Genomic DNA, 16,084 nt, shown 5'->3' with positions numbered 1-16,084 from the left:
ATTGGTTACGGTCGCGCGTGTCTGGCTGATCGTTCGCCGCCTGCCGATTCTCGTCCTGGCCATCGCTGTGCTTGCCGTCGCCGGCTCGAGCGCCTTTCATTCCCCGGCTTTCGCGCAGGAAGACGGAAACCGCGGCTGGTCGCTGCGCGATCTTCTTTTCCCGCGCCGCAGCGAGCGCATTGAACCCCCTGCCAATGTCCAGCCGGTGAGGCCGAAGCCGAAGGCCAGAAAACCCAAGCCGCGCCCGCCGGCCGAGCCGGAGGCGCCGGTCGTCGAAAAGGCGCCGGATGCGCGCGTCGTGCTGGTGGTCGGCGATTTCCTGGCGGGCGGGCTCGCCGAGGGTCTGGACGTCGCCTTTGCCGACAATCCGGCGGTCAGGATCGTTTCGCGCAGCAACGGCTCGTCGGGCTTCGTGCGTGACGATTTCTACAATTGGCCGGTCGAGATCAAGTCTCTGATCGAGACGGAGAAGCCGTCCGTGGTGGTGGTCATGCTTGGCTCCAACGACCGCCAGCAGATGCGCGTCGGCGACGTCCGCGAGCAGCCGCGCTCCGAGAACTGGACCAAGGAATACGAGCACCGCACCGATGGGCTGGGCAAGGCCATTCAGGATGCAAAGGTGCCGTTCCTGTGGGTCGGCATGCCGGCGTTCGGGGCGGCAAAAATGACCTCGGATATGCTCGCCTTCAACGACATCTATCATTCAGCCGCACAGACCCATGGCGGCGAGTTCGTCGATGTCTGGGACGGCTTCGTCGACGAGAACGGCGCCTTCGTCACCTCCGGTCCGGACATCAACGGCCAGCCGGTGCGCCTGCGCTCCGACGACGGCATCAACGTGACCAAGGCCGGCAAGCGCAAGCTTGCCTTCTACACCGAAAAGCCGCTGGCCAAGATCCTCGGGCTGGCGGCACCCGGAAGCGTCACCACGGTTTCCGCGCCGGCGGGCGCTCCGGTCGAGGCGTCGAAGCCTGCCGCGGCCCCTGTCATCGTCGACCGCACCGCGCCGATGCTGCTCAGCGACCCCGCGCTCGACGGCGGGACCGAGCTGCTGGGTGCCGCACCGCCAGCCAAGGCCGATCCGAATCTTCCAGGCGAAAAGCTGACCGTCGAGGGCAAGGCGCCCGTCGCCTCGCCCGGCCGAGCCGACGATTTTTCCTGGCCGCCGAAGACGCCGACCGCTTCATCGGAGACCTCGACAGCGGTGCGTCGGTAGGGCCGCAACGGAAGAGCCCATCGTGGCTGCAGGTAGCCTCAGCGGGGGAGTACGCTAGACCCCATCAGCGCCTCGTCGATCGCCCGCGCTGCCTGGCGGCCTTCGCGGATCGCCCACACCACCAGCGACTGGCCGCGACGGACGTCGCCCGCGGCATAGAGCCTGTCTATGCTGGTTCTGTAGTCGCGGTCGTCGGCCTCGACGTTCCGCGAGCGGCGGCTGTCGGTGACCATTTTTATCTCGCCGTCCAGCTCCTTCATGACCCCATCATTCGCCGGACCGGCAAAGCCGATGGCGATGAAGGCGAGATCGGCGCGGATGACGAACTCGGTGCCGGCGATCGGCTTGCGCTTCTCATCGACCTCGCAGCAGCGGACGCCGGTCAGCTGTCCGTCCTCGCCGATGAATTCGAGGGTCGCCACCTGGAATTCGCGCTCCGCGCCCTCGGCCTGCGAGGAAGACGTGCGCATCTTCGTCGCCCAGTAAGGCCAAACGGCGAGCTTGTCTTCCTTCTCCGGCGGCTGCGGACGGATGTCGAGCTGCGTCACGCGCACCGCGCCTTGCCGGAAGGCGGTGCCGATGCAGTCGGACGCGGTGTCGCCGCCGCCGACGACGACGACATGCTGGCCGCCGGCGATGATCGGATGTGACGGCCAGGCCACCGATTGGATCGGCTCGCCGCCGACGCGGCGGTTCTGCTGCACGAGATACGGCATGGCATCATAGACACCGCTGAGATCGTCGCCCGGAATGTTGGCCGGGCGCGGCGTTTCCGAGCCGCCGCAATAGAGCACGGCGTCGTGCTCGGCGAGGAGCTCGGCAACCGGCTTGTCGACGCCGACATTGACGCCGCAATGGAAACTCACGCCCTCGCCCTGCATCTGCTCGATGCGGCGATCGATGTAATGCTTCTCGATCTTGAAGTCGGGAATGCCGTAGCGCATCAGCCCGCCCGGCCGGCTCTCGCGCTCATAGACATGCACATCGTGGCCGGCGCGGCCGAGCTGCTGGGCGGCGGCCATGCCGGCCGGCCCGGAGCCGATGACGGCAACCCGCTTGCCGGTCTTCTTTTCCGGCGGGTAGGGCCGGATGTGGCCGGTTTCATAGGCCTTGTCGGCGATCGCCTGCTCGACCGTCTTGATGGCGACCGGAATGTCCTCGAGGTTCAGCGTGCAGGCTTCCTCGCAAGGCGCCGGGCAGATGCGGCCGGTAAACTCCGGGAAATTGTTGGTCGAATGCAGGTTGCGGATCGCGCTGTCCCAGTCGCCATTGTAGACGAGGTCGTTCCAGTCCGGGATCTGGTTGTGGATCGGGCAGCCGGTCGGCCCATGGCAAAACGGGATGCCGCAATCCATGCAGCGCGCGGCCTGTTTCTCGACCTCCTTGTCCGACATCGGCAGCGTGAATTCGCGGAAATGCCGGATGCGATCCGAGGCAGGCTGGTACTTCTGCACCTGCCGGTCGATTTCGAGAAACCCTGTTACCTTGCCCATAGTCCAGTCCCTGCTGTCCGAAGGCGCGCTCGCAAGTCTAGCTTGTCGGCGCACCCGTTAACCTCATAAGGACGCCGTGGCAACCTTGGTCCGAGGTCAGGATTGTTGGTGAGGATGCCGGCCGGGCGTCTCCTCGGCCGTGCCCAAAGCCTATTCCGCCGCCACGCTCATGCGCATGCGCTCCATCTCGATCAGCGCGCGGCGATACTCGACCGGCATGATTTTCCGGAATTTCGGCCGGAAGCTTGCCCAATTGTCGAGGATCTCGCGGCCGCGCACCGAGCCCGTGTAATGGACGTGGTTCGAGATCAGCTGATAGAGCCGCTCCTCGTCATGGCTTGTCATGTCTCCGGAGACGTCGACGCGTCCCTTATGGTCGAGGTCGCCGCCATGATGGAGCAGCTTCTCCATCAGGTCGTCCTCTTCCGGAACGGGCTCCAGCTCGACCATCGCCATGTTGCAGCGTTCGGCGAAATCGCCCTTCTCGTCGAGCACATAGGCGACGCCGCCCGACATGCCGGCGGCGAAGTTGCGGCCCGTTTTGCCGATGACCACGACGATGCCGCCGGTCATGTATTCGCAGCCATGGTCGCCGACGCCTTCGACGACGGCAACGACGCCGGAATTGCGCACCGCGAAGCGCTCGCCGGCGACCCCGGCGAAATAGGCCTCGCCCTCGGTCGCGCCGTAGAGCACCGTGTTGCCGACGATGATCGAGTCGGCCGCGACGATCTTGGCCTCTTCCGGCGGCCGGATGACGATGCGGCCGCCCGACAGGCCTTTGCCGACATAGTCGTTGCCGGCGCCGACCAGCTCGAAGGAGACGCCGCGCGCGAGAAACGCACCGAAAGACTGGCCGGCCGTGCCGGTGAGCTTGACCTGGATCGTGTCCTCGCGCAGGCCTTTGTGCTTGAAGCGCTTGGCGACTTCGCCCGACAGCATCGCGCCGGCAGAGCGGTCGACATTGCGGATCGGCAGCTCGATGCTGACCGGCTGCTTGGCTTCCAGCGCCGGCTTTGCCAGCTCGATCAGCTTGCGGTCGAGCACGTCGTCGATCGGATGCTTCTGCCGCTCGGTCCAGTGCAGCGCCTCAGGCGGCGCCTCCGGCTTGAAGAACATCTTCGAGAAGTCGAGCCCGCGCGCCTTCCAGTGCTGGATCACGTCGCGCTTCTCCAGAAGGTCGGTGTCGCCGATGATCTGGTCGAGACGGGTGAAGCCCATTTCCGCAAGCAGCGCGCGCACCTCCTCCGCCACATAGAAGAAGAAGTTGATGACATGCTCCGGCGTGCCCTTGAAGCGCTTGCGCAGCACCGGGTCCTGCGTCGCCACCCCGACCGGGCAGGTGTTCAGGTGGCACTTGCGCATCATGATGCAGCCGGCCGCAATCAGCGGCGCGGTCGAGAAGCCGAACTCGTCGGCGCCGAGCAGCGCGCCGATGATGACGTCACGGCCGGTGCGCAACCCGCCGTCGACCTGCAGCGCCACGCGGGAGCGCAGGCCGTTGAGCACGAGGGTCTGATGCGTCTCGGCGAGGCCCATTTCCCACGGGCTGCCGGCATGCTTGAGTGAGGTCAGCGGCGAAGCGCCGGTGCCGCCGTCGTAGCCGGAGATGGTGATGTGATCGGCGCGCGCCTTGGCGACGCCCGCCGCAACCGTGCCGACGCCGACCTCCGAGACCAGCTTGACCGAGACATCGGCCGCCGGATTGACGTTCTTAAGGTCGTAGATCAGCTGAGCCAGATCCTCGATCGAATAGATGTCGTGATGCGGCGGCGGCGAGATCAGGCCGACGCCTGGCGTCGAGTGTCTGACCTTGGCGATGGTGGCGTCGACCTTGTGTCCGGGCAACTGACCGCCCTCGCCGGGCTTGGCGCCTTGGGCCACCTTGATCTGCATGACGTCGGAATTGACCAGATACTCCGCCGTCACGCCGAACCGCCCCGACGCGACCTGCTTGATCGCCGAGCGTTCCGGATTCTTGCCGCCGCCGGGCAGCGGCAGATAGCGGTCGGCCTCTTCGCCGCCCTCGCCGGTGTTCGACTTGCCGCCGATGGCGTTCATCGCGCGCGCCAGCGTGGTGTGCGCTTCCCGGGAGATCGAACCGAAGGACATCGCCCCGGTCGAGAAGCGCTTGACGATCTCGGCCGCCGGCATGACGTCTTCGATCGCGACCTTCTTGCGGCCGGTCTCTTCCGCCAGCTTGATCTCGAACAGGCCGCGGATGGTCTGCGCTCTAGCTGTCGCGCTGTCGATCTGCGCCGAATACTCCTTGAACGTGTCCCAGGAGCCCTGGCGCACGGCATGCTGCAGGCTGGCGACCGCATCCGGCGACCACATATGCGCCTCACCGCGCATGCGGAACATGTATTCGCCGCCGACCTCGAGATTGCTGCGCAGCACCGGGTCGTTGCCGAAGGCATCGGTATGGCGGCTGAGAGTCTCGGTCGCGATCTCGTCCAGCCCGACGCCTTCGATCAGCGTCGCGGTGCCGGTGAAATACTTCTCGACGAAGTCCGACTTGAGCCCGATGGCGTCGAAGATCTGCGCACCGCAATAGGACTGGTAAGTCGAGATGCCCATCTTGGACATCACTTTGAGGATGCCCTTGCCGATCGACTTGATGTAGCGGGAGACGACCTCGTATGCGTCGACCTCCTCCGGCAGTTCGCCGCGCCTGTGCATGTCGAGCAGCGTGTCGAAAGCGAGATAGGGGTTGATCGCCTCGGCGCCATAGCCGGCCAGGCAGCAGAAATGATGCACCTCGCGGGGCTCGCCGGATTCGACGACCAGTCCGACCGCGGTGCGCAGGCCCTTGCGGATCAGGTGATGGTGCACCGCCGCCGTCGCCAGCAAAACCGGAATGGCGATGCGGTCCGGCCCGACCTGGCGGTCGGACAGGATGATGATGTTGTAGCCGCCCGCGACCGCCGCCTCGGCGCGCTCGCAGAGCCGGTCGATGGCGCCTTGCATGCCGGCAGCGCCCTCGTTCGAACCGTAGGTGATGTCGATCGTCTTGGTGTCGAAGCGGTCCTCGGTGTGTCCGATGGAGCGGATCTTCTCGAGATCGCCGTTGGTGAGAATCGGCTGGCGCACTTCAAGCCGCTTGCGGCGCGATGTGCCGATCAGGTCGAAGATGTTCGGCCGCGGCCCGATGAAGGACACCAGGCTCATCACCAGTTCCTCACGGATCGGGTCGATCGGCGGATTGGTGACCTGAGCGAAGTTCTGCTTGAAATAGGTGTAGAGCAGCTTCGACTTGTCCGACATCGCCGAGATCGGCGTGTCGGTGCCCATCGAGCCGACCGCTTCCTGGCCGGTAGTGGCCATCGGTGCCATTAGAAGCTTCGTGTCTTCCTGTGTGTAGCCGAAGGCCTGCTGGCGATCGAGCAGGCTGACATCCTTGCGCAGCGCCCGCGGCTCGACCGGCTTCAGCTCTTCAAGAATCAACTGCGTGTTGGCGAGCCAGGTCTTGTAAGGGTGCCTGGTCGCGATCTCCGACTTGATCTCCTCGTCGGAGATGATGCGGCCCTTGGCCAAATCGATCAAAAGCATGCGGCCGGGCTGCAGCCGCCACTTCTGCACGATCTTTTCCTCCGGCACCGGCAGCACGCCGGCTTCCGAAGCCATGATGACGCGGTCGTCGTCGGTGACGATGTAGCGAGCCGGACGCAGGCCGTTGCGATCGAGCGTCGCGCCGATCTGCCGCCCGTCGGTGAAGACGACCGCCGCCGGCCCGTCCCACGGCTCCATCAGCGCGGCGTGGTATTCGTAAAACGCCTTGCGGTCGGAATCCATGAGCTTGTTGCCGGCCCAGGCTTCCGGGATCAGCATCATCATGGCGTGGCTTAAGCTATAGCCGCCCTGGAACAGGAATTCGAGCGCATTGTCGAAGCACGCCGTGTCGGACTGGCCTTCATAGGATATCGGCCACAGCTTCGAGATGTTGTTGCCGAACAGCTCGGAATCGACCGAGGCCTGACGCGCCGCCATCCAGTTGTTGTTGCCGCGCACCGTGTTGATCTCGCCGTTATGCGCGACCATGCGATAGGGATGCGCCAGCTTCCATGACGGGAAGGTATTGGTCGAGAAGCGCTGGTGGACGAGAATCAGCGCCGTGTCGAAGCGCGGATCCTTGAGGTCCTTGTAATAGGCGCCGACTTGGTAGGCGAGGAACATGCCCTTGTAGACGATGGTGCGCGCCGACAGCGACACGCAATAGGCGCCGACATCCTTGTTGTCGTTCTCGGCATAGATGCGGCCCGAGATCACTTTGCGCAGCAGGTAGAGCCTCGCCTCGTATTCCTCGTCGTCCGGAATGTCGGCCGTGCGGCCGATAAACACCTGGCGATGGAACGGCTCGGAGGCGACAATCTCCGGCGCCTTCGACAGCGACGAATTATCGACCGGCACGTCGCGGAAGCCGATCAGCGGCAGCCCTTCGGACTGGGCCGATTCGGCGATGATATCCTCGATATGGGCGCGAAGTGCTGCGTCCTGCGGCATGAACCAGTGGCCGACGCCATATTGGCCGGCCGGCGGCAGTTCGACGCCGTTTGCGGCCATCTCATCGCGGAAGAACCGATCCGGAATCTGCACCAGCACGCCGGCGCCGTCGCCGACCAGCGGATCGGCGCCGACAGCGCCGCGATGGGTGAGGTTTTCCAGCATCGCCAGACCGTCCTCGACGATCTGGTGCGACTTTACGCCCTTCATGTTGGCGATGAAGCCGACGCCGCAGGCGTCATGCTCGTTGCGCGGATCGTAGAGGCCCTGCGCGATCAAACCATTGGCGGTGGTACCAGTTTTGACGGCTGCCGCTTTCGTCTGCGCGGCCTGGCCGTTGATCGCAGATGGCGTCAGTTCCGTCATCGTCCTGTCCTCCGTTCCGCACCCTTGGCGGTGATTTCCCTCGGGGCGCTGGCTTGCCTTGGGAAGCACGATGCTTCCCTTCGTCCTTGCTGCACGTCTCGCGAAATTCTTGCCGAACCATGCGGCCATACGCCCGGTTCGCATCCGGTATCGTACAGGCCAGAGCGGAGCCGTCTACCCGCCGCTCGCGACAATAGCCGGAATGGCAGCGATGATATGCCAGTCCAGCCTGTTTTGTGCGACAAAATAAGACAGCACTACTGTCCTAAATTTTTTATGGCAGAAATCCCGCACCTGCACAAGACCGATTCACAAAATTCTTGGGCGTGCCGCGACACAAAATTTCGCGAAGGGATCGGAAAACACAACCTCTAGTCAGTCGTTACGGCCCGGCTGGCTTCACCGTTTTGCGAAAGATTGGCCCTTGCGCTTCGGGCGCCAAAGCAGTCAAGTCGCGCCGCTTTCTGCCAATCACAATACGGACCTCTCGATGTTCTTTGCATCCGACAATTGGGCGGGCGTTCATCCCGACATTTCGGCGAACCTCTCCCGCCACGCGGCCGGCATCGCGACCGCGTATGGCGACGGCGACCTGGACCGCACCGTCTACCATCGCTTCAGCGAGATCTTCGAGCGCGATGTTCAAGTGTTCTTCGTCGCCACCGGCACCGCGGCCAACGCCCTTTCGATGGCGGCGTTGAACCGTATCGGCGGCATCGCCCTTTGTCATTCCGAAGCGCATATGAATGTCGACGAGTTCGGAGCGATGGGCTTCTACACCGGCGGCGCTCGTACGACGCCGGTTGCGGGTCCCCTGGGGCGCATCAACCCGCAGGCTCTCGACGACGCCATCAGGCGTTATTCACAGGATCTTGCGCCGGCCGGCCAGCCGATGGCCGTGACGATCACCCAGGCGACCGAGGTGGGCACCGTCTACACCGTCGACGACGTCAAGGCGATTGCCGAGGTCAGCCGTAGGCACAAGCTGCCGCTGCATATGGATGGCGCGCGCTTTGCCAATGCGATTGCCGCGACCGACGTCACGCCGGCGGAAATGACCTGGAGGAGCGGCGTCGACTTGATCTCCTTCGGCGGCACCAAGAACGGTTGCTGGATGGCCGACGCGGTGGTGATCTTCAACCCGGAAGTCGGCCGGGATCTGCGCCTGCTTCGCCAGCGCGCCGGACAGACCTTTTCCAAGGCGCGCTTCATCTCGGCGCAATTCGAAGCCTATTTCACCGACGACCTTTGGCTGAGGATGGCGCGGCATGCCAATGCGATGGCGGCACATCTCGCCGAGACGATCGAGGACGCGCCGGCGGGCAGGCTCGCCTGGCTGCCGCAGGCCAACGAAGTGTTCGCAATCTTCGACCGCGCTCTTGCCGAAAAGCTGCAGACCGCCGGCGCCAAATTCTATGAATGGGGCGTGCCGCAGGGTTTCGATGGCCATCTCGGCGACAAGGAAGCAATCTACCGTTTCGTCGCCAGCTTCGCCACCACCACCCAAGAGATCGACCGTCTCGGCCAACACCTCTCGCAATGATCAGGCGAGCAAAGGCCCCAGCGACAGTTCGAGGCCAAGCAGGATCAAAAAAGCCAGAAAACATCGGCGAAATGTCGCCGCGTTGATTTTCTGGCGCAGGATTAATGTCACAAAAAAGCGGCGCCCTTCGGCGCCGCTTTCGTCTCGGGAGGGAGACGTTTCTTACATGGAGCCCGCGGCTTACGCGGCGGCCTTGGCCTCGATCTGCTTGGCCTTGTCCGAAGACGAGGTGATCGCGATCTTGCGCGGCTTCAGCTCTTCCGGAATGTTGCGCTTGAGGTCGACGAAGAGCAGGCCGTTCTTCAGCGTGGCGCCCTCGACCTCAACGTGGTCGGCGAGCTGGAAGCGACGCTCGAAGGCGCGCGAAGCGATGCCGCGATAGAGCAGCTCCGAACCCTCGCCATTGTTCTCTTCCTTGCGCTCACCCTTGACGGTCAGCACATTGCGGTGCGCCTCGATCGAGATCTCGTCTTCCGAGAAGCCGGCAACCGCCATCGAGATGCGATAGGCGTTCTCGCCGGTGCGCTCGATGTTATAGGGCGGATAGGTCTGCGCGCTCTCGGGCTGGCCGAGCGTATCGAGCATGGTGAACAGCCGGTCGAAACCGACGGTCGAACGATAAAGCGGGGAAAAATCAACGTGACGCATGATGTGTTCTCCTGTTGAGCAACATGGTTTGCGTTTGACCCGGTACGAAACCCTCGAAAGGCGTTCCGGATAGGCCAGCGGCCCCGACATCGGCGGCCGCAACCTCCATTTGGGAAGCGGAAAAGCCCATTTCAAGAACTTCGCGCACCAACTTTCCCTTCGATTTTTTCGTTTCGATGAACGCCAGATGAACCGAGGCTTCGGCATCCGTTCAGCGTGGGATCGCTAGGCTGCAGTCAACGATACGGATATGCGGCGCCTCGATCGGTGCGCCGCGACGAGGCCGACCGGGTGCAACGTCCCTTCCTCCCGGATCGACAGAGGCCGGAAGCGCGCCGCAGGCGCTTCCGGCCTTCCTGTTCAGGAAAGCGCGTATCCCGGACCTTTGCTTTTGGCGCATGGCCGTCTATCACCGTGGCGACGCCTGGCCCGCTCGGGCAAGAAGCAATCAACGAAGCGCCGAATGACGGACCTTTACTATCTGACTGAGGGCAACCCGCCGCCGCAGAACGCTGCCGGCGGCTTCTTCACCACCCGCGACGGCAGGAAGATCCGCTACGGCGTTTTCGCCGCCGTCGCCCGCCCGCTCCAGGGCACGGTGGTGCTGCTGACCGGCCGCAACGAGTGCATCGAGAAATATTTCGAGACCATCCGCGATCTCGCCGACCGCGGATTCGGCGTCGCCACCCTCGACTGGCGCGGCCAGGGCGATTCCAGCCGCCTGCTGCGCGACCGGCAGCGCGGCTATGTCCGCAGCTTCCGTGACTACACCCGTGATCTCGAGCAGTTCTTCGAGGAGATCGTGCTGCCCGATTGCCGCGGCCCCTATTACATCCTCGCCCATTCGACGGGAGCGGTGATCGCGCTGCTTGCCTCGCCGTCGATGGCCAACCGGGTGCGGCGGATGGTGCTGATCGCGCCTTTCCTGGCCGTGCCCGACTTGCGGGTTTCGATGGCCACCATAAGGCGCGTCTGCGCGGTGTTCTGCGCGCTGGGCCTCGGCCGGCTCTATGCCGCCTGGGGGCCCCGCTCGAAATTGCCGACGCCCTTCGAAATGAACAAGGTGACGTCCGACCCGGAGCGCTACCGGCGCAATACCGATATTTACAGGGCCTGGCCCCACCTGGGACTCGGTGGTCCGACCATCCGCTGGCTGAAGGCCGCAGCCGCAGCCGCGGAGGCGGTCAGCGACCCCGATTTCATCGCAAGGATCCAAGTACCGACGCTGATCGTCGGCGCCGGCGCCGACCAGGTGGTCTCGACCAAGGCGGTCGAATCCTATGCCAGACGGCTGCGCGTCGGCTCTTTGTTGATGATCGACGGCGCGCATCATGAGATCCTGCAGGAGAGGGATCTCTTTCGCGAGCAGCTCCTGGCGGCCTTCGATGCTTTTGTTCCGGGAACCGGCGACGCTGCCTGATCACGGAACGACGCCGCGGATCAGCCGCGCAGCGCCGCCATTGCCGCGGCGTGCAACTCCGGCGTCGCCGCCGCCAATATGTCGCCGCCGTTTTCCGCCGGCCCGCCTTCGAAGGTGGTGACGACGCCGCCCGCCTTCTCGATGATCGGGATCAGCGCCACGATGTCGTAGGGTTTCAAACCCGGATCGGCGACGATATCGACGCTGCCCGCCGCCATCATGGCGAAGGCGTAGCAGTCGGTGCCGTAGCGGGCGAGCTGCACTTGTTTCTCGAACGCGTCATAGCGGTTGCGCGCCGCGCCCTTGAACAGCGCCGGCGTGGTGGTGAACAGGGTCGCTTGCGAAAGCTGCGTCGTCTTGCGCGTCGCGAGCTTGCGCGGGCCACCCGGGCCTTCGTAATGCGAGCCGGAGGCATTGGCATAGAACAGCTCGCCGGTGAAGGGCTGCGACATCAGGCCGGCGACGGCATCGCCGTCGATCGTCAGTCCGACCAGCGTTCCCCAGACCGGCAGGCCGGAAATGAAGGCGCGTGTGCCGTCGATCGGGTCGATGACCCAGACATGCCGGCTCGAAATGTTCTCGCTGCCATGCTCTTCGCCGAGGATGCCGTGATCGGGATACTCCGCCGAGATAAGCGCCCGGATCGCCCGCTCGGCCTCGCGATCGGCTTCCGTCACCGGATCGAAGCTCTCCGCCAGCTTGTTGGCGACTGCGGCCTGGCTGCGGAAGCGAGGCAAGGTCTCGGCGGCGGCGGCACGCGCGATGCGCCGCATGAAGTCGATGCTGATATCCAACCCACTCTCCCCGTTGCGGCAACCATCCGGCAGCTGCTGTCTTCTTGTCGGACCGGAGCGTGCAACCGGGTCAGGCGCCCTCGCCTGTTGCCTCAAAGTCACACGTCAGGCGCCGAAACCGGATTTGCACATCATATTGAATTAAAAAAGCCTGAAGTCGATTGACATTTGTGCATCGCACAATACTTTTGTTCTCGGACAGCTTATCCTGTCCATGCCCTCCTTGGGCGTTTCCTCCCTAGACTTCGACCGTGTCGTGAAAACGATGCGGTCTTTTTTTGAGCCGCGGATCGCAGCGCTGCCGTCATTCGGCGGCGAGCGGCAGGTCGAGGAAATGATGGCCGGGCATCGAAATCAGTTCGGCCGAAAACCGCGTCAGGTCGTCGGCTAAAGCGTCGAAGCCGGCCGATTTCTGGAATGTCCGCTCGTTCATGTAGAGCCCGCGATTGACCTCGATCTGCAGCGCGTGGAGATGACGCGCCGGCCGCCCGTAATGCTCGGTTATGAAGCCGCCGGCATAAGGCTTGTTATGCGCGACAGCGTAGCCCATTCCGGTGAGCAGGCCGATCGCCCTCTCGGTTAGAGCCGCGCTGGCGGAAATGCCGAAACGATCGCCGATGATGAAGTCCGGCCGCGCGCCATTGTCGCCGACCCGGACGCTGGCCGGCATCGAATGGCAGTCGATCAGCACGGCATAGCCGAACCTGGCGTGGGTCCTGGTCAATAGCCGCTTCAGCGTCTCGTGGTAGGGCTTGTAGACGGCCTCTATGCGTCCCACGGCCTCGGAGAGCGGCAGACGCCCGGGATAGATATCGAGCCCTTCCCCCACCAGCTTCGGCACGGTGCCCAGCCCGCCCGCCACGCGGGCAGAGCGGATGTTGCAGAAGGACGGCACCGGCTCCGCGAACATGCGCGGATCGAGTTCCCACGGTTCGCGATTGACGTCGAGATAGGCGCGCGGGAAATTTGCCGCCAGCATGGGCGCGCCGAGCGCGACGGCGCCGCCGAACAGCTCATCGACATAGCAATCCTCCGACCGGCGTATGGCGTTGCGGTCGAGCCGCACCATGGCCAGGAAGCGCTCGGGATAATGGCGGCCGCTATGCGGCGAGTTGAACAGGAAAGCTACGCGTTGCTCGGCGCCCGACCGGATTTCGAAGGGTGGTGTGACCGAAAAATCCTCGGCTGCCGTCTTCAATTTGAACGAACCAGGACGAAGCACTGCATCATGATGCGAAACTGACATCTTGCGCCCGGCATGTCCAGCATTTCAGCCCCGCGAAACGCACAGTCGAAGTGGTCGCGACAAGGCCAACGTTCACTTGATGTTTACCGTCTCCTCCTCATATACAGGATGGTTAACGGGCTTGCCCGGCGGCAGGCTTGGGGCGGGTGATTCGGACGGGATACGATGGCACGCATTCTTCTGGCGGAAGACGACGACGATATGCGCCGGTTCCTCGTCAAGGCGCTGGAACGCGCCGGCTACCAGGTGAGCGATTTCGACAACGGCGCCAGCGCCTATGAGCGGCTGCGCGAGGAGCCTTTTTCGCTGCTTCTGACCGACATCGTCATGCCGGAGATGGACGGCATCGAGCTTGCCCGCCGCGCCACTGAGATCGATCCGGATCTCAAGGTCATGTTCATCACCGGCTTCGCTGCCGTCGCGCTCAATCCGGATTCCAAGGCGCCCAAGGACGCCAAGGTGCTGTCGAAGCCGTTCCATCTGCGCGATCTCGTCAACGAGGTCGAGAAGATGCTTCAGGCCGCCTAAAGGGTTTTTCCGGCCGGCGCATGTCGTCCAAAACGGCGCAGCGGCTGGGAAAACGACATCCACAAAACAAAGATCTAAGCGCGTCACTCGAACCCGTTTCGACGCGACGCGCTTTAGGCATCGGCGCTTCCGCTGCTGCGGCGAAACGGAGCTTTCTTTTCTTGTTCCTGCTATTGACGTGCCGGACCAAAAATGGTGTATGCGCGGCTTCGGATGGGCGTGTAGCTCAGCGGGAGAGCACTGCATTGACATTGCAGGGGTCACAAGTTCAATCCTTGTCACGCCCACCATCCTTTCAATAACTTAGCTAACCCAATGTGCCGATTGGCACAGAAACTCCGGGGCGAAGATTTCCAACCGCACTCCGGAACCAAAGCGGACGCGTTCCGTTGCACGCCAAATGGGGACTGGCTGCAATGGCCGAAGACGACGACCGTTTCTGGAAGGTCTATATAGATTCCATCAAATTGCGCGCCGAGCGGTATCGGCTTCGAGCCGAAGTCGATGCCGAACGGCAACAAGCGCGACGGATCCGGTGCAATCGGCCCGAGAGCGAGCCTGGATATTCCGGCAAGGCCCAGAAGATCTAACGCACCGTGCAACTGATCTGACGCTCGCAAGTTAACCTTCATCGTCGGCAACTAGCAAAGGACGCCGGCGGGTGAGAGACAGCGACCGCGCTCCCGTCTGAACCAAGACCGGAGACGCGTCATGCGAGACCAAATTCCCGACAACCCACGTCCGCGCCCTCTTCAAGCCGAGAGCGACAGGAAGCTCCTCGCCCAAACGAGAGATGTGATCAATCGTTCGAGGCAGAAGCTCATCGACACAGAACCGCAGATCGATCCGCACCGGTTGAAGCGGATTTCTCGCAAAGTCCCTGGGGTCTAAACCTGGGCCTGCGGGACGTGCGCTACTGCCGATCGGCCGACCTAATGATGGTCCGTGACGGCAGTGCCCACCCCTTCCAGCTGAAGTTCGACTGCCGCCGGTCCAAGCCCGATATCAAAGTTACGCTCTTCGCCAGCGGCAGGGGAAGCGAGAGGCGTATCCCTCTCAGACGCCCGAGACGGCGCACAGCGCTTTCATTCTAGCGACGGCGAGATCTGGATCGGCCAGCAATCCCGCCTGATCGGCGAGGCGGAAAACATCGGCGTAGTGGCAGACGCCGCGTGCCGACTGCATGCCGCCGACCATGGTGAAATGATCCTGGTGGCCATTCAGCCAGGCCATGAAGACGATGCCTGCCTTGTAATATTCCGTCGGGGCTTCGAAGATCTTGCGCGACAGCGGCACGGTCGGCGCCATCAGCGCGTCATAGCCGGCCCGGTCGCCCTCGGCGAGCCTGGCCAGCGCGGGGTTGGCCACCGGGGCGATGGCATCGAAGATGCCGAGCAGCGCATGCGAGTGCCTCTTGCCGTCGCCCGCGATCAACTCCGGATAGTTGAAATCGTCACCCGTGAACATCACCACGCCTTCAGGCAGGCGGTCTCGCAGCAGCACCTCCTTGCCTGCGTCGAGCAGCGATATCTTTATGCCTTCGACCTTGTCGGCGTGCCGCTCGATGATGGCGACCACGGTGTCCAGGGCGGTATCGAAATCATTGCTGCCCCAATAGCCCTTGAGCGCCGGATCGAACATGTCGCCCAGCCAGTGCAGGATCACCTTGCCGGAGGCTTGGCTGAGGATCCGGTCGTAGACGCGGGCATAGTCGTCCGGGCCTTTGGCCGCGGCCGCCAGCGCGCGGCTTGCCATCATGATCGCCTTGCCGCCCTCGCCTTCGATGAAGGCGAACTGCTCCTCATAGGCTCGGATCACATCGTCGAGCGTCCTTGCCGCGGCCGGCGCCAGATGGTCGGTGCCGGCGCCGGAGGCGAGATCGGCGCCTTTCACCGTGCGCGCCTCGGCGATCGAGCGCCGGATCAGTTCTTTCGCGCTCGCCCAGTCGAACCCCATGCCGCGCTGCGAGGTGTCCATCGCCTCGGCGATGCGGAAGCCGAGCCGCCACAGATGATGACGGAATGCCATGGTCTTGTCCCACTCGACCGCCGGCCGCGACCAGGGATCGGTCATGGCGAAGGGGTTGGCGACGACATGGGCGGCGGCATAGGCGAGGCGCGGGAAATCCGCGCCGATGATGGGCTGCGCCGGTTGGCCGACCAGCCGGTAGCCGACACGATCGCCATTCTTCGCAGGCAGGATGATGTCCATCGAAATCTCCCTTTGTGGCAGCCTATAGATGGAACGTTCCAATAAATCAAGAACCTTTATGATCCCTGCGACTGAAGCGATCCAACGCAGCGCTGCGGCCCTAAGCCCATACATTT

At 63.7% G+C, this 16,084-nt stretch carries 11 protein-coding genes and 1 tRNA gene; 6 read left to right on the top strand and 6 right to left on the bottom strand.

The annotated features are described in order from the left end of the window. The first annotated feature begins 1 nt into the window (after window position 1). Entirely contained in the window at window positions 2–1,216 is a 1,215-nt protein-coding gene (locus A9K66_RS17495; RefSeq protein WP_067325918.1) for a DUF459 domain-containing protein, read from the top strand. Window positions 1,217–1,254: 38 nt separating this feature from the next. Here the strand turns inward: A9K66_RS17495 and A9K66_RS17490 are convergent, their stop codons facing one another. Both A9K66_RS17490 and gltB read right to left on the bottom strand, forming a co-directional pair. Beyond that, window positions 1,255–2,709, bottom strand: coding sequence for a glutamate synthase subunit beta (locus tag A9K66_RS17490; RefSeq protein WP_067325915.1), 1,455 nt, complete (start codon window positions 2,707–2,709; stop codon window positions 1,255–1,257). Window positions 2,710–2,859: 150 nt separating this feature from the next. Then, complete coding sequence (gene gltB / locus A9K66_RS17485) at window positions 2,860–7,578, bottom strand: glutamate synthase large subunit (RefSeq protein ID WP_067325912.1); 4,719 nt, start codon at window positions 7,576–7,578, stop codon at window positions 2,860–2,862. Between the two features lie 490 nt (window positions 7,579–8,068). On the opposite strand from gltB, the gene A9K66_RS17480 reads away from it, so the two are divergent. After that, window positions 8,069–9,121, top strand: coding sequence for a low specificity L-threonine aldolase (locus A9K66_RS17480; protein WP_067325909.1), 1,053 nt, complete (start codon window positions 8,069–8,071; stop codon window positions 9,119–9,121). 180 nt (window positions 9,122–9,301) lie between these two features. On the opposite strand, the gene A9K66_RS17475 is transcribed toward A9K66_RS17480, so the two are convergent. Then, on the bottom strand, window positions 9,302–9,769 hold the full coding sequence (locus A9K66_RS17475) for an Hsp20 family protein (RefSeq protein ID WP_067002526.1): 468 nt from the start codon (window positions 9,767–9,769) through the stop codon (window positions 9,302–9,304). Between the two features lie 463 nt (window positions 9,770–10,232). Here A9K66_RS17475 and A9K66_RS17470 point away from each other — a divergent pair, with 463 nt between their 5' ends. Then, window positions 10,233–11,189: an alpha/beta hydrolase gene (locus A9K66_RS17470; protein WP_067325905.1), complete on the top strand. Its 957-nt coding sequence runs from the start codon at window positions 10,233–10,235 to the stop codon at window positions 11,187–11,189. Window positions 11,190–11,209: 20 nt separating this feature from the next. Here the strand turns inward: A9K66_RS17470 and hisN are convergent, their stop codons facing one another. Both hisN and A9K66_RS17460 read right to left on the bottom strand, forming a co-directional pair. Beyond that, window positions 11,210–11,983 (bottom strand): histidinol-phosphatase, encoded by a 774-nt coding sequence (gene hisN / locus A9K66_RS17465; protein ID WP_067325902.1) that lies wholly within the window; start codon window positions 11,981–11,983, stop codon window positions 11,210–11,212. Window positions 11,984–12,287: 304 nt separating this feature from the next. Next, the gene (locus tag A9K66_RS17460; protein WP_067325899.1) at window positions 12,288–13,229 is read right to left on the bottom strand and encodes an N-formylglutamate amidohydrolase; all 942 of its coding nucleotides are present in this window, start codon (window positions 13,227–13,229) and stop codon (window positions 12,288–12,290) included. 165 nt (window positions 13,230–13,394) lie between these two features. Here A9K66_RS17460 and A9K66_RS17455 point away from each other — a divergent pair, with 165 nt between their 5' ends. From A9K66_RS17455 to A9K66_RS30385, 3 genes are all read left to right on the top strand, one after another. Next, a complete protein-coding gene (locus A9K66_RS17455) occupies window positions 13,395–13,757 on the top strand; it encodes a response regulator (protein WP_006199474.1) in 363 nt (120 codons plus the stop codon). 215 nt (window positions 13,758–13,972) lie between these two features. After that, window positions 13,973–14,047 (top strand) — tRNA-Val (locus A9K66_RS17450). A gap of 126 nt (window positions 14,048–14,173) precedes the next feature. Next, a complete protein-coding gene (locus A9K66_RS30385; protein WP_156751095.1) occupies window positions 14,174–14,347 on the top strand; it encodes a hypothetical protein in 174 nt (57 codons plus the stop codon). Window positions 14,348–14,813: 466 nt separating this feature from the next. Here A9K66_RS30385 and A9K66_RS17445 read toward each other — a convergent pair whose 3' ends face one another. Beyond that, window positions 14,814–15,968, bottom strand: coding sequence for a dihydrodipicolinate synthase family protein (locus tag A9K66_RS17445; protein WP_067325896.1), 1,155 nt, complete (start codon window positions 15,966–15,968; stop codon window positions 14,814–14,816). Window positions 15,969–16,084 lie beyond the last annotated feature (116 nt).

It is taken from the genome of Mesorhizobium sp. AA23 (assembly GCF_001672435.1).
GTDB lineage: Bacteria > Pseudomonadota > Alphaproteobacteria > Rhizobiales > Rhizobiaceae > Mesorhizobium.
The sequence above is the reverse complement of the archived record's forward strand: the minus strand, read 5'-3'. Positions and strand labels throughout refer to the sequence as shown.

Coding starts and splice junctions, on each gene's coding strand:
- A9K66_RS17490 (WP_067325915.1), bottom strand. CDS start 2,709: ATGGGCAAGGTAACAGGGTTTCTCGAAATCGACCGGCAGGTGCAGAAG.
- gltB (WP_067325912.1), bottom strand. CDS start 7,578: ATGACGGAACTGACGCCATCTGCGATCAACGGCCAGGCCGCGCAGACG.
- A9K66_RS17480 (WP_067325909.1), top strand. CDS start 8,069: ATGTTCTTTGCATCCGACAATTGGGCGGGCGTTCATCCCGACATTTCG.
- A9K66_RS17475 (WP_067002526.1), bottom strand. CDS start 9,769: ATGCGTCACGTTGATTTTTCCCCGCTTTATCGTTCGACCGTCGGTTTC.
- A9K66_RS17470 (WP_067325905.1), top strand. CDS start 10,233: ATGACGGACCTTTACTATCTGACTGAGGGCAACCCGCCGCCGCAGAAC.
- A9K66_RS17460 (WP_067325899.1), bottom strand. CDS start 13,229: ATGTCAGTTTCGCATCATGATGCAGTGCTTCGTCCTGGTTCGTTCAAA.
- A9K66_RS17455 (WP_006199474.1), top strand. CDS start 13,395: ATGGCACGCATTCTTCTGGCGGAAGACGACGACGATATGCGCCGGTTC.
- A9K66_RS30385 (WP_156751095.1), top strand. CDS start 14,174: ATGGCCGAAGACGACGACCGTTTCTGGAAGGTCTATATAGATTCCATC.
- A9K66_RS17445 (WP_067325896.1), bottom strand. CDS start 15,968: ATGGACATCATCCTGCCTGCGAAGAATGGCGATCGTGTCGGCTACCGG.